16 protein-coding genes and 1 pseudogene are annotated in these 14,908 nt (G+C 57.6%); 7 read left to right on the top strand and 10 right to left on the bottom strand.

Annotation, left to right across the window (positions count from 1 at the left end):
* Positions 1-142 precede the first annotated feature (142 nt).
* The 3 genes from VL003_RS01310 to VL003_RS01300 are packed head-to-tail and all read right to left on the bottom strand — an operon-like array spanning position 143 to position 4,100.
* A complete protein-coding gene (locus VL003_RS01310; protein WP_325438792.1) occupies positions 143-1,423 on the bottom strand; it encodes a HAMP domain-containing sensor histidine kinase in 1,281 nt (426 codons plus the stop codon).
* Complete coding sequence (locus VL003_RS01305) at positions 1,420-2,130, bottom strand: response regulator transcription factor (protein ID WP_325438790.1); 711 nt, start codon at positions 2,128-2,130, stop codon at positions 1,420-1,422. The genes VL003_RS01310 and VL003_RS01305 overlap by 4 nt, the downstream gene beginning before the upstream one ends.
* A gap of 8 nt (positions 2,131-2,138) precedes the next feature.
* On the bottom strand, positions 2,139-4,100 hold the full coding sequence (locus tag VL003_RS01300; protein ID WP_325438788.1) for a BCCT family transporter: 1,962 nt from the start codon (positions 4,098-4,100) through the stop codon (positions 2,139-2,141).
* Positions 4,101-4,254: 154 nt separating this feature from the next.
* On the opposite strand from VL003_RS01300, the gene VL003_RS01295 reads away from it, so the two are divergent.
* Positions 4,255-4,809, top strand: coding sequence for a hypothetical protein (locus tag VL003_RS01295; RefSeq protein WP_325438786.1), 555 nt, complete (start codon positions 4,255-4,257; stop codon positions 4,807-4,809).
* Positions 4,810-4,911: 102 nt separating this feature from the next.
* A complete protein-coding gene (locus tag VL003_RS01290) occupies positions 4,912-5,643 on the top strand; it encodes a spermine/spermidine synthase domain-containing protein (RefSeq protein ID WP_325438784.1) in 732 nt (243 codons plus the stop codon).
* 73 nt (positions 5,644-5,716) lie between these two features.
* Here the strand turns inward: VL003_RS01290 and VL003_RS01285 are convergent, their stop codons facing one another.
* Complete coding sequence (locus VL003_RS01285; RefSeq protein WP_325438782.1) at positions 5,717-6,472, bottom strand: SDR family oxidoreductase; 756 nt, start codon at positions 6,470-6,472, stop codon at positions 5,717-5,719.
* A 271-nt stretch (positions 6,473-6,743) separates the two neighbouring features.
* Here VL003_RS01285 and VL003_RS01280 point away from each other — a divergent pair, with 271 nt between their 5' ends.
* Both VL003_RS01280 and VL003_RS01275 read left to right on the top strand, forming a co-directional pair.
* Positions 6,744-7,832 carry an NAD(P)-dependent alcohol dehydrogenase gene (locus VL003_RS01280; RefSeq protein ID WP_325438780.1) on the top strand — a complete coding sequence of 363 codons (1,089 nt, stop codon included), beginning with the start codon at positions 6,744-6,746 and terminating at the stop codon, positions 7,830-7,832.
* A gap of 28 nt (positions 7,833-7,860) precedes the next feature.
* Positions 7,861-8,163: a monooxygenase gene (locus VL003_RS01275; RefSeq protein WP_325438778.1), complete on the top strand. Its 303-nt coding sequence runs from the start codon at positions 7,861-7,863 to the stop codon at positions 8,161-8,163.
* 76 nt (positions 8,164-8,239) lie between these two features.
* On the opposite strand, the gene arfB is transcribed toward VL003_RS01275, so the two are convergent.
* Positions 8,240-8,644 carry an alternative ribosome rescue aminoacyl-tRNA hydrolase ArfB gene (gene arfB, locus VL003_RS01270; protein WP_325438776.1) on the bottom strand — a complete coding sequence of 135 codons (405 nt, stop codon included), beginning with the start codon at positions 8,642-8,644 and terminating at the stop codon, positions 8,240-8,242.
* Positions 8,644-9,318 (bottom strand): tRNA-uridine aminocarboxypropyltransferase, encoded by a 675-nt coding sequence (locus VL003_RS01265; RefSeq protein WP_325438774.1) that lies wholly within the window; start codon positions 9,316-9,318, stop codon positions 8,644-8,646. The genes arfB and VL003_RS01265 overlap by 1 nt, the downstream gene beginning before the upstream one ends.
* An 85-nt stretch (positions 9,319-9,403) precedes the next feature.
* On the opposite strand from VL003_RS01265, the gene VL003_RS01260 reads away from it, so the two are divergent.
* Complete coding sequence (locus tag VL003_RS01260; protein ID WP_325438772.1) at positions 9,404-9,808, top strand: YchJ family protein; 405 nt, start codon at positions 9,404-9,406, stop codon at positions 9,806-9,808.
* Between the two features lie 36 nt (positions 9,809-9,844).
* The gene (locus VL003_RS01255; RefSeq protein WP_325438770.1) at positions 9,845-10,822 is read left to right on the top strand and encodes an asparaginase; all 978 of its coding nucleotides are present in this window, start codon (positions 9,845-9,847) and stop codon (positions 10,820-10,822) included.
* 21 nt (positions 10,823-10,843) lie between these two features.
* Here VL003_RS01255 and VL003_RS01250 read toward each other — a convergent pair whose 3' ends face one another.
* The gene (locus VL003_RS01250; RefSeq protein ID WP_325438768.1) at positions 10,844-11,749 is read right to left on the bottom strand and encodes a spermidine synthase; all 906 of its coding nucleotides are present in this window, start codon (positions 11,747-11,749) and stop codon (positions 10,844-10,846) included.
* 147 nt (positions 11,750-11,896) lie between these two features.
* On the opposite strand from VL003_RS01250, the gene VL003_RS01245 reads away from it, so the two are divergent.
* Positions 11,897-13,552: a Na/Pi cotransporter family protein gene (locus tag VL003_RS01245; protein WP_325438767.1), complete on the top strand. Its 1,656-nt coding sequence runs from the start codon at positions 11,897-11,899 to the stop codon at positions 13,550-13,552.
* Between the two features lie 51 nt (positions 13,553-13,603).
* On the opposite strand, the gene soxZ is transcribed toward VL003_RS01245, so the two are convergent.
* The 3 genes and pseudogenes from soxZ to VL003_RS01230 all read right to left on the bottom strand — a co-directional run.
* Positions 13,604-13,930 carry a thiosulfate oxidation carrier complex protein SoxZ gene (gene soxZ, locus VL003_RS01240; RefSeq protein WP_325438765.1) on the bottom strand — a complete coding sequence of 109 codons (327 nt, stop codon included), beginning with the start codon at positions 13,928-13,930 and terminating at the stop codon, positions 13,604-13,606.
* A gap of 8 nt (positions 13,931-13,938) precedes the next feature.
* On the bottom strand, positions 13,939-14,424 hold the full coding sequence (locus tag VL003_RS01235; protein ID WP_325438763.1) for a thiosulfate oxidation carrier protein SoxY: 486 nt from the start codon (positions 14,422-14,424) through the stop codon (positions 13,939-13,941).
* A 1-nt stretch (position 14,425) separates the two neighbouring features.
* Positions 14,426-14,908: pseudogene (locus VL003_RS01230) on the bottom strand (NAD(P)/FAD-dependent oxidoreductase); the annotation flags it as partial.

The following is a 14,908-nucleotide window of genomic DNA, read 5'->3' as shown; positions in this document are numbered from 1 at the left end:
GGCCACTTCTCGACTAACGCGTTCATGAGAGTGCTAGCTCGCTGTTGATGACTACGGGGAAACCAGAATACAAACTGGGGCACCAATAATTCATCAAGCAAACATCAAAAATTCATCAATCCGAAGCGAGGGCCTTGTGTCTTTAGGCTGAAGGCAAGCAGCTTGGCGGGGGCGTAATCCGTATTCTGGTGCCGTTCTGATCAGTTTGCGAGACATCGAGCCGCCAACCAAGCCTTTCGGCCATTAACGTGACGACATACAGCCCCAACCCGCTTACAAAACGATCGTCGGAAGCGATTCTTTGCCGCCCCATGAGTATGGCCTGCTCGTCGGCCTTCAGGCCGCCGCCCTGATCTTCGACGTCCACAAACCCGTCGCTGATGGTTACCCGAACCTCGTGCCTGGTATGTTGCACCGCATTCTGGATAAGATTGCGTAAAAGCATGCTTAGCATCGCCGCGTCAGCCTGCACAATAAGGGGGCCAAGCGCACTGAGCTTCACCCGATCGCCGGCGTTATGGCTGACCCTAAGATCTTCAACCACCTTTTGTGCAACCTCTGCTACATCAATAAGCACCTGCGTCGGTTTCCCAGGGTCACGACGCGCTAACTTAAGCAAAATATTGACGTTATTCGTCATTTCATCGCACGACTTTCGCGCGCGCAGCAGCGTGGCCTTGTCCTTTTCATTAAGTTGGCCGCGAGACTCGATAATGTCGAGCGCACCCGACATAACCGCAATAGGCGTTCTTAGCTCATGGCCCGCCAGACTCAACAGCGTTTGTTCTCTGCGAACGTAAGCTTCCAGCTCATCCAGGAAGCGGTTGAACGTCAGCGCAATCGAGTGCAGCTCGGCGTCGTTGTAGTCGAGCTTCAGTCGCGGCATGTTGGGGCCCACGGGTACACTGCTGATCCGCTCGGACAAAAGCTTTAATGGCTTGACGATTCGGCGGCTGCTGAGCACGGCAAGCAACAGGCTTAAGGCAAAAATAGTCAGCGCCATGACCACCAGCGCAATGCTGAACAGAGCCTCGCGTTGTTCAAAATGCGTAATGCTCTTGGCTAAATACAGAACACCGTTTTCTACTTCGTCGATGCGTACCAGGTAAGTATCGCCATCTCTATTTATTTCAGCCGAGTAGTTGCTTGTAAGACCTTGGAATACTTTGGGCAAGAGAATCGGTCGAGGCTCGTTCTTCGGCACAAAAGCCACTGCCAGATCGGGGGTGTCCCATATAAAGGTTTCATCTTTGGCATGATTCATCAGGATGAAATCACGCTCTTGCGCAAACTGCGCATCTAGCAAAGTGTGCTCAAGGTCTTCATTGACCAATAACACGGTCATCACCATGGCAAGTGTCGTTGCCACACTGACCGCGAGTATGGCTCGGTAAACTCGCCGCGAGATCGACGCCAGCTTCATCCGGACACTGTACTAGGTAGAACCAGACGGTAGCCGCGACCATGCATGGTTTTTATCATCGGATAACGGAACGCGTCGTGAAGCGCCTTGCGCAATGAATACACGTGTGTGCGCACGGTGTTCATATCTACTTCTTTTTCGCCCCACACAGTACTCTGGATCTGTGTATACGAAAGAACGCCGGGGTAGGCCTTGATAAGCGCTTCGAATATTCTGGCGGCCGTTCCCGACAGCTCGATTTCGTCGCCCCTGTCGGTGCGAACCGTGAGTGTGGTCGGATCGAAACTGATGCCGGGCACACGCAGCTCGGGCGACCTTGAAAACCCGGCCTTGCGCCGATGCAGCGCTTCTACCCTAAGTTGAAGCTCGCGAAGGTTGAAGGGCTTGACGAGATAGTCGTCGGCACCCACTGAAAAACCTGTTTCTTTGTCGTGTAACTGATCTTTTGAGGTGATGATGATGACCGGCGTCGACGACCGAATGTCATGTCGGATACGTCGGCAAATTTCAAAACCAGAAAGCCCGGGAAGCATTACATCGAGAATAATGACGTCGTATTCGTTGGTCGCAACAAGATGAAGCGCCGTCAGGCCGTCTGATGCGAAATCAAGCACATAGCGGTCTTCATGAAAAAATTCGGACAAATTGGCGGCCAGACCGACATGGTCTTCAACAATAAGCATTCGTATGGAATTTTTCAAGGACATGCCGGTCGTTAGTGGGTAAGACGCAGGTAATGTCGGTGCCGCTCGTATTGGTCCAGGACATCGCCAATGATCTGGTCGCGGCTCCAGCCCATAATGTCGTAGTCCTGGCCGCCTTCACCCAAGTGAACCTCTGCACGGTAATAGCGAGACTCTTCGTCGTCTGCCAGCTCTTCGGGTGTCAGGCTGGGGCGTTTCACTTCTATGCTGTGAACGCTGTACGAAAAATCCAGCTTGTCGCCATGAGGCACCACCAGGGTAAGGGGGGCCCCATCACTTTCTTCGATCCGCGCCTCGTACCCCTGCTTGCGCAGCTCTTCGCTGACCTCAGTCATGGCCACACGCACAATTTCATTGATAAAGCGTTCGACATGTCGGCGACGGGGCATTAAAACCATATTGCGAAGGCGTTCCTGCCACGTTTCGGAAGCTACGCTGGCCGAGCCACGGCTAAGTCGGCGAGAGCGCAAATTGCGCTTCATCAGGTCAAGTCGCAGTGCCTTGAACAGCCCCCAGATTGCTATGAGCAAAATTATCGAAAACGGCAAGGCGGTGGCGATGGTGGCCGTTTGCAACGCGGCAAGACCGTCGGCAAGCAGCAATACAATTGCCGCCGCCCCCATCACTACCGACCAAAAAATTCGCTGCCACACCGGTGGGTTCTCGACGCCGCCCGCCGCAAGCTGGTCGACAACCAGCGCCCCGCTGTCGGCCGAAGTAACAAAAAAGACCAGCACCATGGCAACGGCCAGGGTGCTCATTACCGTCGACCACGGCAGTTTTTCTAAAAACACGAACAGCGCCATGGTTTCATCGGCGCTTACCGTATCAGCCAGGTCGCTCATTCCTTGCGCCAGAATCATATGAATGGCGGTGTCTCCGAATACGGTCATCCACATAAAAGTGAACCCCGTGGGCATCAGCAGAACCCCACCCACGAACTGGCGAATCGTGCGCCCGCGCGAAATGCGGGCAATGAACACCCCCACAAACGGCGACCAGGAGATCCACCACCCCCAGTAAAAAACTGTCCATCCGCCGATCCAGTCGCTAGGTTCGTAAGCGTACAGATTGAAGGTGCGGGAGACGATGCCAGAAAGGTATACCCCGGTATTTTCGATGAAGGTCTGCAGCAAGAACACGGTCGGACCGACGAACATGACAAACAGCATCAGCAAAATAGCCAACACCATATTAAGTTCGGACAAGATCTTGATGCCCTTGTTGACGCCGCTGGCGGCTGACAAGGTGGCAAGGCTGACGGCCAGAATAATAAGTATGACCTGAACGCCTTCGCCAACCGGAACACCAAAAAGGTAATTCAGGCCGGTGTTGATCTGTGACACGCCCACGCCCAACGAAGTAGCCACGCCAAACACGGTGCCGATAATGGCGAAAATATCTACCGCGTGCCCGATCGGCCCGTAGATTCGGTCGCCCAGCATGGGATACAGCGCAGAACGCAAAGTAAGCGGCAGGCCTTGGCGAAAGCTGAAGTACGCCAGAATGAGGGCCACAATGGCGTAGATGGCCCAGGCATGCAGGCCCCAATGAAAAAACGTAATGCCCAGGGCCTGGCGCGCCGCGGCGGCGGTGCCGCCTTCGCCCGTGGGGGGGTCTAGAAAGTGCATGACCGGTTCGGCCACGCCGAAGAACATCAGCCCTATACCCATGCCCGCAGCAAAAAGCATGGAGTACCACGCAGGGTCGCGGTAGTCGGGCTCGCTATGGTCGGGGCCCAGCTTGATTTCACCGAAGCGGCTTAGGGCGGCATACAGCGTGGCGATAAGAATAATCGCAACCGTAAGCATATAAAACCAGCTTACGTTCTGGAAGATCCAGTTTTGTACCGAACTGAACAAGCGCTGCAAAGTATCGGGCATGGCCGCAGCGAAAATCACCAGCCCCAAGATAAACGCAGCCGATGTAAAAAACACGGGCGGGTTGATCTCTAACCTTGGTTTCTGGTTCATGGCGTAAATGCGCTCAGGTCATTCGGCCCGGCCCTAAGGGCCGGCGGCTAACCGTATTATCTGCCACTTCGGCCCGCTTGCGTTCAAGTTGCGGTAAACAATAAGTGGAACAGGACGTAACTGTAGGTGAAGGCCAAAACCAGGGAGCCAGCCCATGATTCGAGTCGATGCCGCCATACCGCCCGCAAGTCACCCCACGCCAGGTTCGGCTGAGCAGCGTCCAATGGCGGCCGTAGCCGGTACCCGCGCGCTTCAAGGCGATGCGCAGGCAGGCCCGAAGGACGAGCACCTGGCGAAAATGAAAGAGGCTGCCGACGCGCTGGCCCAGAAAGCCGGTCGGAAAAGTGTGTTCGTTGACCTTTCGGGGGCCGGCAAGGTCATGGCCATGGGTGTCGGCCCGGCCGGGCGTGCCAAGTCAAATGCGGACATCGATGAATCTGATCTGCCCGATTCGGTCAAAGCCTTGCTAAAACGCATTCGCGAGCTTCGCGAAGAGCTTCGCGAAAGGCAGGCCGAGCTGCGGGACGCCATGGCCGACACCAAGATGCGGCCCGACCAGCGCAAGACGAAAGTTGCCCTGTTGCAGGCGCAAATCATGGCGCTCAGCGCGGCCCTGGTAGGCGCCTCGACTGCCCTGGGCAAGCTGACGCGTGAACTGAAGCTGTCGCAAGAACAATCCATGGACGCCGGCAGACTGATGCTGACTTAGTCCCTGGCTACTTGCCGGATGCCCCTTGCAACGTAAGGTGGCATCGCAACGCCGCGCACAGGAATTGGCGATAATGTCCTGTGACATCAAATGAATAAGATTATGCTGAACATCGTGGAAAGCGAGGGAGTGCGCACCTTGCATTTTGGCTCGCCGGTCGTACAAGGCGCCATGCGCATCGACCAGCCCACTAACATTGAGTTGGAATATGTGCAGCAGATGATGATGTGGCTGCTGTTTCGCGAAAATGCGGACCATGTTGTGCAGCTTGGCCTGGGCGCCGCGGCGCTCACCAAGTTCTGCCACCACCGGCTGGCGCCGGCAAAGGTCACGGCGGTCGAGCTGAACCCCGGTGTCATCGATATTTGTCGCAGCCACTTTGAATTGCCGCCCGACGATGATCGGCTTCGCGTTCTGAATATGGACGCCCTGGATTACGTCAGCGATTTTTCCCGCCGCCGGTCCATCGACATTTTGCAGGTTGATTTGTATGACGCCCAAGCAAAAGAGCCACTGCTAAGCACCGATGCCTTCTATGCCGCCTGCGCCAATTGCCTTACATACAAGGGCATGATGACCATTAACTTGTATTGTGACTGGCCTGAACATCTGAACCACATTCAAATGATGGAAAAATCGTTTGAGGCGGTAGCGTGGTTGCCGGAAGTGCACGACGGCAATATGGTGGCCATTGCATTCAAGCAGGCGCCCTCTGTTGATTTTGAAGCGCTGTATGCGCGGGCGACAGAAATACATGCCACGCTGGGGCTGCCGGCAGAAACGTGGGTCGACGGCCTGCACGGCTGGATGAGCCACGGCATGGAAAACCAGTGAAGCCAGCCATGCACCCAGAGCGTTAACGCCGTAACGTTAGGTGCATTGACCGTACTACGCTTAAGCCTTGTAATTACTGGGCGGTATAGCCACCGTCAATCACCAGCTCGGTGCCGGTAACAAACTTTGATTCATCAGACGCCAAATAAAGAATGCCGTAGGCAACGTCGTCGGGCTCGCCAAGGTGGCCAACGGGGTGCAGGTCAACCAAAGACTGGTACTTTTCGGTACCCTTGCCTTGGGTAACGGCCTCGACCATTGGGGTCCAGATATAGCCCGGGTGCACCGAGTTAATGCGTATGCCGTATTTCTGGCGCGCGCAATGCAAGGCGGCCGACTTGGTAAAGATGCGAACGCCGCCCTTGCTGGCGTTGTAAGCGGCCAGGTTGGGGTCGCCCACCAGCCCTTCAATCGACGACAAATTAATAATCGAGCCCCCACCGCTTTTACGCATAGCCTCGATTCCGTATTTGGTGCCCAGGAACACGCCGTCCAGGTTCACGCTTTGGGTCTTGCGCCAGTCTTCCAGGGAGGTGTCTTCGACGCTGCCTAAAAAACCGATGCCGGCGTTGTTGACCAAAATGTCGAGCCGGCCGAACGTGTCGAGCGCTGCTTTGATAGCGGCTTTCCACTGCGCTTCGCTACTGGCGTCATGCTGCACGAAAATGGCGTTGGCGCCAATGCTTTGTGCGGTCTTCTGCCCTTCTTCCACGTTTACGTCGGTAACCACCACCTTGGCGCCTTCGCGGGCCAGCATTTGCGCCGCGGCTTTACCCAGCCCCAACGCTCCGCCCGTTACCAAAGCCACCTTTCCTGTTACGCGCCCCATGTGCGTCTCCGTAAGATCACTATTCTAAAAAATCCCTACAGCAACCATCGGCCTTCAAAGAGTGATTCGCTTCGAAGCTTGGTTCCTATCGAACTCGGTACCTATCGTAACCCCGCTTTGCCTCATCGGTGGCATATTTTCCGCAGGCATTCTGGCTGAAACCGTGCAGCCGGATGCACACCATTTTTTCCACCCGGACGCGGCGCCCGGCAACAATAGGCACTAGAATTGACACTAATGCTCACCCCCCCCCCCCACCATGGAGACAGCGATGAAAATTCAAGCAGCGGTCACTCATACCCAGGGTCAATCGTTTTCAATTGAAGAGGTCTCTCTTTCGGGGCTCCAGGCAAATGAGGTGCTGGTCAAGATCGTGGCCACGGGTGTGTGCCATACCGACGCTGTAGGGCGCGACCTGGGCGTATCTCCCTACCCCATTGTGCTGGGTCACGAGGGCGCCGGCATAATCGAAAAGGTGGGTGAAAACGTAACCCGACTGGCGCCGGGCGACCACGTGGTCATGTCGTTTGCCCATTGCGGCCAGTGCAGCAGTTGCCTGACCGGGCACCCCACCGTGTGCGAAATTTTCAATGACCTGAATTTCGGCGGGCGCATGGACGATCACACCTGCCGTCTGCACCAAGGCGACACCGACATACACACGTTCTTCGGACAATCGTCGTTTGGCACGCATGCCATTGCGCACGAACGCAACGTGGTCAAGGTCGACAAAGACGTTGATCTGGCGCTGCTGGGGCCGCTGGGCTGCGGCATTCAAACCGGCGCCGGCACCGTGCTTAATCGTCTCAAGCCGCAGTTCGGAGCGTCGATTGCCGTATACGGCTGCGGAGCAGTTGGGCTCAGCGCCATTATGGCGGCGAAAATTGCCGGATGTCCGCAAATTGTTGCAGTCGACATACACGACAACCGCCTGGAGCTCGCGCGCGAACTGGGCGCCACGCATGCGCTCAATGGCAAGAACGTCGACGTTGTGAAGGAGATCAAGGCCGCTTCCGGTGGCGGCACACATTATGCCGTCGAGACCACCGGTGCGCCCCCCGTTGTGCGCCAATGCCTGAACGCACTGCGCCCGCTGGGGCAAGCGGCCATTGTCGGTGTCACCCCTGAAATGACCATCGATGTGCATAACGACCTGATGGCCGAAGGCAAAAGCATGATCGGCGTCATCGAAGGCGATTCCGTACCACGGGTGTTTATTCCCCAACTGGTCGAGTTCTACAAACAAGGCAAGTTCCCGTTCGACAAACTGATCAAATTTTACGAGTTCAGCCAGATCAACCAAGCCTTTGAAGACTCTGCTTCCGGCTTAACGGTAAAGCCGGTTTTGAAGCTAACCTGACACAAACTTTGATCCACCGGAGGCACGCATGAAGATTCTACAAGTCGACTTTCCCACCCCCGGCCCGTTCGGCGCAGAAATGAGCGAAATGATGCAGGGGCTGGCGCAAAGCATTGCCAATGAACCCGGTCTGGTCTGGAAGCTCTGGACCGAAAACGCCGAAACCGGCGAGGCCGGCGGCATTTACTGCTTCGAAAACCTTGAAACACTTAACGCCTATAAAGACATGCACACCGCCCGCCTTACCGGCATGGGGGTAACAGGGCTGCGTTTCAAGATTTTTGACGCCAATATTCCGCTGTCGAAAATTGACCGCTTCCCGGGGCTATAAGCGGGTGTAATCCAGCGATCCGCTCAGGGGCCTAAAGTGTCGAAGGCACGCGAAGTGTATAGGCTTTGACAGCCGGCTAAGGCAGCACCCGGCCCCGCAGCTTTTTAACCTCTGACCGGGCCGACTTACCTTCACGCCGTTTGCGCTTTGACCCCAATGTGGGGCGGGTGGGCCGGCGCGGCTTGGCAGGTTGCGACACACTGGCGACCAGCTCTTGCAACCGTCCTACAGCCTCTAGCTTGTTCTTTTCCTGGCTGCGGCTGCTTTGAGCCTTGATCACCACCACACCCTCATCGGTAATGCGCTGGTCGCGCAGTGCCAACAAGCGCTGTTTGATCTCGTCGGGCAAGGTCGAATCGGGAATGGAGAAACGCAAGTGAATGGCGCTGGACACCTTGTTCACGTTCTGGCCGCCTGAGCCCTGGGCCCGAATAGCGCTAAACACTAACTCATCGGTAGAGACAATATACCGGGTCACCATCAGGGCTCCTGACCCACCTGTGCGTAATCACTGGAGGGCAAAGGGCCAGGTATGCGCATGGCGTGGTTTCGGTGAAAAACCTCGGGCCCCATGGCCTGTATCTGCTGCTGCACCAGCACATGAAACGGCCTGAGCAATGGCTGAAAATTACCCTGAGGTTCCAGCAACGACAAAGCACGAACAACGGCCTCGATCGTGGAGACTGCCGCGGGTTCGCGCGCCTTGCGAACACGATACTCGGAAGCTGCGCCAAGCGGAAGCGTAAGGCGGGGCAAACTGCCCAATACCGGGTTGGCCCGAATAATTTTACGCGCCATGCGCCAAGTACCGTCGGGCACCACCAGCAAGGGCGGCTCGGTGGTCTGGCCGTCGGCCGCTACCCGCACAGGCGCCAGGGCGTGTTCACTTGCCGGAAACAGCAGTATCGGGTTGGCAGCCGAAGCAAGCAGGTCGTTTAGTTGAGGAAACCATTCACCCACGAGCAGCTCGGCATTCTTCAACCCCAGCACGGCCAGCCTGGCGGTGTTCAAGGGGTGTCTTGCTTCGTCGGTATGCTGCAGTATCAATACGCGGCTACGATTGGGCACAACGGTAATATGGCTGCACAGGCAGTGCGATTCCGGGCGCAGGCAGCGTGCACAACGCACACGCGACGGTTTAACAATTTGGGGCATAGCCAGAGTTTACGAAACCTGCCGACACCGCACCAGCCGGTACACTTCAGCAACATTAATCCTTACCACTCTACGCTCCGTAAACATGAAGAAGAAACGCCCGTCTTGCGTGCAAACGCAGTGCCCTTGCGGCAGCACTGTCAACTATGACGCCTGCTGCGGCCGCTGGCACCATGGCCCCCTGCGCCTGATGGCCCCAGACGCTGCGGCACTGATGCGGTCGCGTTACACCGCGTTCGTGCTGGACGAACTGGACTACCTGCTGGATACCTGGCATCCCAGCACTCGCCCTGCCGCGCTTGATAAGAACGAGCCCGGCACTCAGTGGCTGGGCCTTGAAGTGCGCGGCCACTGGCAGAATGACCAGAACCACGCCACCGTAGAGTTCGTAGCCAGATCGCGCCATAATGGACGCGCGCTGCGCCTGCATGAAACGAGCCGGTTCGTGCGCGAAGACGGAATATGGCTTTATCTTGACGGCGAGTTCTAAATTGCCGACCAGAACACAATAATCAGGAGACCTGGCATGACCTTGCCCGTAGTCAATGTCTATGTACTGGGCGGCACCATAACCATGGCGCCCGGCGCCGATGGAATCACACCGACACTTACCGGCGCTGACCTTACATCCGGCGTGCCCGGCCTGGCGCAACTGGCCCGTCTGAATGTACATACGCCGTTTCTCAAGCCCGGCGCCTCGCTGGCCATGGCTGAAATCGCACAGGTGGCTAAAGACATTGCTGCTGACACGCAGGCTCATGGCTTTGTGGTCGTACAAGGTACTGACACCATCGACGAAACCAGTTTCCTGTTGCAACTGCTGCATCGCGGTCAAGCTCCGTTGGTGGTTACCGGCGCCATGCGTGGAGCGGCGGCGCCGAGTGCCGACGGCCCGGCCAACCTCACAGCAGCCGTCGCCACCGCAGTCGGTCACAACGCACGGGGCCAGGGTGTACTGGTTGTGCTGAACGATGAAATCCACCACGCGGCTGCCGTCGAAAAAATGCACAAGGGGCTGACCAGCTCATTCCAGTCGCCCAACGGCGGGCCGCTGGGTTATTTCATGGAAGGCACAGCACGCATGGTTCGCACACTGGGCACCTCGGGCCTGCCTCATTTTACGCCCGCGCGCTTTGGCAAGGTCGCACTGCTCAAGGTCAGCCTCGATGACGACACCGACCTGCTTTCCGCCCTTCCCGGCTTAGGCTACGAAGGCGTCGTCATCGAAGCGATGGGTGTCGGACACACGCCCGAAAAATGGGCATCCGCCTTAGAAGCGACGGCACAAAAAATGCCGGTGGTGCTGGCTTCGCGAGTGGTCGGCGGGCCCATCTTCAGAAGCACCTACGGCTTCCCGGGATCGGAAATTGACCTGCTCAAGCGCGGCCTTATTCCGGCCGGCTGGCTTTCTGCGCACAAGGCGCGTTTGTTGCTGTCGGTGGCCATTGGTTCAGACCTTAAGCCCCAAGAGATCAAGGCGGCTTTCGAGGCTTTCGATCAGTAGCGCCACGCAAGGCGGCTTTTTTCAGTCTCTCAGCGGCTGAGCCTCATCGTTCCAGTCCGGCTTTGCAGAAAACCGTGACAACGCCGTTTCGACGTCAATACCAAAAGGCGCCAGCCGGCCGGACAGCGCCTGCGCGTTTTGCTCCAGTATGGTGTGGGGCGGCAAGCCCCCCGGCATGGCAATAATGACGCGGTTGCCGTCGAGACGGCTACGCAGGTTAAAGAAAGCACCAAATACGGCTGCATAAGTGGCCGACTCGCGCTCGTACATGTCGCTACGGGCAAAAGAGTTCGCAACCAGTGCGCCTTCAGGGGCAAGAATGGCTTTGACCTGCTGCAGAAACTCCACCGTCAGCAAGTGGGCGGGAATATAGTCGACATCGAATGCATCGAGCATGATCAGGTCGTAGCTTGCGCCGCTACGGCCGGCCTGCTCGACAAACTCGCGACCGTCTTGCACGAACACCCGCTGCCGGGGCCCCGGCCTGTAGCCAAAGAATGTTTGCGCCACCTGCACGACCGCCGGGTCGATTTCGACGCTGTCTATCACTGCGTGGGGCAATATTCCGGCCAAAGCGGTGGGCAAGGTGCCTCCGCCCAAGCCGATAACCAGCACGCTATTGGGTGCCGGCACCGCAAACAAGGCGCTGGTCATCATTCGGGTGTACTCGAACACCATTTTGTCGGGGTCGCTTAACCGAAAGCAGGTTTGGCGGCCGGCATCGTCGATGGTGTTGAAGCTCATGCAGCGCTCACCATTGTGATCAAACACCACGACAGGGGCGAACTGCGACGGCTCTTCGTGTATTAGGCGCGGGCCGGCTACCATTGGCGCGCCACCCAGACCCAAGGCAGCTAAAGCACCCGCAGCAAGAGCGACCGCTGCGATCAGGACAACCCAGACCCGGCGACTGAACCCATGGCTCATGCGAATGTCCTTTGGCCGTGCAAACAGTTATCCATATAAAAAACAACCTGGTGATTTCTTCGATCTCATGCTTTCGATGGTAGCGCTGTTTCCCGCTGAGCGTAAGCGGCTTGCCATGGCAGGCTCCAGCAAAATCGGCCCTATACTTTGAACTTCAAAACTTTCCATATTTCGTTCATGCTTGACGTCTTTTTTCCCTTCGCAGGGGGTTTGGGCCTTTTTCTCATCGGCATGACGCTGTTGTCGGAGGGTCTGGTGGCTTTCGCCGGCGGTTCGCTGCCTCGCGTGCTATTGGCATTTACGGGGCGTCCGCTACGGGCGTTTGCCTCAGGGGCTCTAATTACAGCACTGGCGCAATCATCAACAGCCACCACCGTTACGCTGATCGGCTTTGTCAGTGCCGGCTTGATTACCTACACACAAGCCATCGGTGTCGTTATTGGGGCCAGCGTGGGTAATACGGCTACCGGCTGGATCGTATCCGGCCTGGGCCTGAAGATCAGTCTGGGTTTTTACACGCTGCCGCTTATCGGTATTGGCGCCCTGCTGAAACTGTTGTCCAAAGGCCAGGTCGCCGAGGTGGGCCGCGCCCTGGCAGGGTTCGGCATGCTGTTTCTGGGGCTGAGCACCCTGCAGGAAGGCATGCAGGGCATAGCGGCCATGTTCAGTCTGGCCCACCTTCCCACAGGCGGCGTCGGGGCCTATGCGCTGGTCGTCGTGATTGGCCTGGTGCTGACGGCCGTATTGCAGTCTTCAAGCGCGGCCATCGCCATGACACTTACCGCACTTGACGCCGGCGCCATCAATTTTGCCCAAGCCGCCGCCGTGGTGGTGGGGGCGTCTATCGGCACCACACTGACCGGCGTGCTGGTGTCCATCGGGGGCACGGTCTATGCCAAGCGCACGGCTATTGCTTATATTTTGTTCAACGTGGCGGCGGGCGTCATCGCGCTATTGCTGCTGCCGCTGTTCCTGCATCTGGTCGCAGCCGCAACCGGCTATGTAAACGCCGAGCCCGGGGCCATTGCGCTGGCAGCCTTTCATACATTGTTCATGGCCCTGGCCGCCGCCCTGTTCCTGCCCTTCATCAACCACTTCGCCAGGCTGGTAAAGCGGCTGGTTCCCGAACGAACCACCCGAGTCGAGCACCATCTGGATGCCAGCCTGCTAAGCCTTCCCACCGTGGCGCTCGAGGCTTCGCAAAGAATGCTCGAAGGCATCGCGAATCAGCTTTTTGACCTATACGAACAGATGCTGAGCTCGTCTGCGCCGCCCGCCACACGCGACACGCTCACACGCATCGATGCCCTGCTGGACGAAGCTTACGAGTTCGTGGCTCGTATCCAGATGCCCGCCGACGACGACGCCATGAACGAGCAGCGCAGCGCTCAATTGCATGCCACAGACCACCTGCTGCGACTCAGCAACCGATTGCGCCAGGTGCTGAACAACGGCGCCGATTTCGGCAACAGCCTGTACGAAGACGCTGTGAATCAGGCAAGCCTCATGCTTGCCCTGGCCCGAAAAGGCTTGAACGGAGAAGCCTCGAGTGATTGGCTGGAACAGGTCGAAGCCGGGGCGGCATCGCTTAACCAACTGATGCAGCGCGTACGCTTGGGCCTGCTGGGCGGGAACAACAACGGCAACAACACCCCACCCCCCTTGCGCATCACCGACGTCTACCGTTGGTTCGAGCGCGCGGGCAACCATATATGGCGGGTAAGCCATTATCTTGCACTGGCCGAAAGCTGCACGAAGGACAAGCAGCGCGACGCCACGAAAACAGACCCTGACAAGCCCTGACCCGCCACACGGCGTCACGCACGGTGGCATGGCCAAGAATGAACGGGAGCTCTAGCCCTTGACTGTTACAGTCGTGCTGCCGGTTACCACGGCGCCGCTGTCATCGGTCCAGGTCATGTTCAACCGGCCCGACTTGGTCGCCACGAACGTAAATTCAATATAGGGATTTTGGGAAATTGCGGTTTCGGGTTGCCACTCGAATAACAGGTCGTCGTTCAGTCGAGCCTGAAATTCAGAGACGATATTGCGCGCGACAGGCTTGCCGTCGGCCCCAGCGCGCAGGCCGGTTTCCATACGGTGTTCAATCAGGGCGCGTACGCGCACGAGTTCGCCCTGATCGGGCGTGGCGTTGCTGATCCAGATACGTGGTTGACTCATTTTTGACCTTACATCCCACAGCCGCCGGCCGTGACGGTGATGTGCTGACGTGCTGCCAGGACCCGGCCGTCGCTCATGCGAGCCAGGGCCTGTACGGCCTGGGTTTCGATAAGGCGCAAGCGCACGGCAACTTCTGCCGAGCCCGCCAACGGCGTGAACTTGAAACGACACGCCAGCGGACGAGGGTTGCCCTCGGCCAGAATGATGATTTCTTTGCAGTACGACTGCGGGGTCATGGGCAGGTCGACGCGCACCTTGACAGGCACGGATGCCGGGTTGTCGCCCAGCACCGGCATGTCAAGGGTAATTCCTTGAGCCAGTGGCTTGGCACCGTCAAGAAACGCGTCGACAATTGCCTGCACCTGGGCGGGGTCGGCGGCCTGGAGCGGTGCCTGGGTTTGTGCTCGCCCAGCCATGGGCAGCAGGACAATGCCAAGCCCCATTGCGGCGCCCTCGAGCAACTGGCGCCGCTTGGTTGAAACTTGTCGGGACATATTAAAGAAAGTCATTAAAACGGGTTTTGATCCATTCAAAGTCTTTGGCAACCAGATCGGCCGAACGTACGTCCATGTCGATTTGGGTTTGCAAGACCTTGCCGTTGGGGTCGAGCGCATACTCGAAGACAACCGAGATTTCTTCTTGAGGGTCGCCATTGACCATCATGTAGCAAAGGTTGTCGGGCAATACCGCTACGACCTCTTTGCCCGCCACGCGTTCGGCAATGTTCTGCGCCACAATCTTGCCGACGGCATGGGCCACGTGGGCGCTTTTGGGGTAATGGCCAAACTGGTCGGAAATGAACCCCATTGCGTCGCCAACCACATAAACGTCTTGGTCGGCGTTGGCAGTAAACAGGCGCGGATGGATGTCGGCCCAGCCGGTAGGCTTGCCGTCGGCACCCTTACCGATAAGGTCGGCGTACCAGATCATGTCAGCGGCCTGGTGCGGGGGCATCAGCACGGCATCGTCGAAGTCGAA

Source organism: Pusillimonas sp. (genome assembly GCF_035515275.1).
GTDB lineage: Bacteria > Pseudomonadota > Gammaproteobacteria > Burkholderiales > Burkholderiaceae_B > Pusillimonas.
Note: the sequence above shows the minus strand (reverse complement) of the source record. Positions and strands in the feature narration are given on the sequence as shown.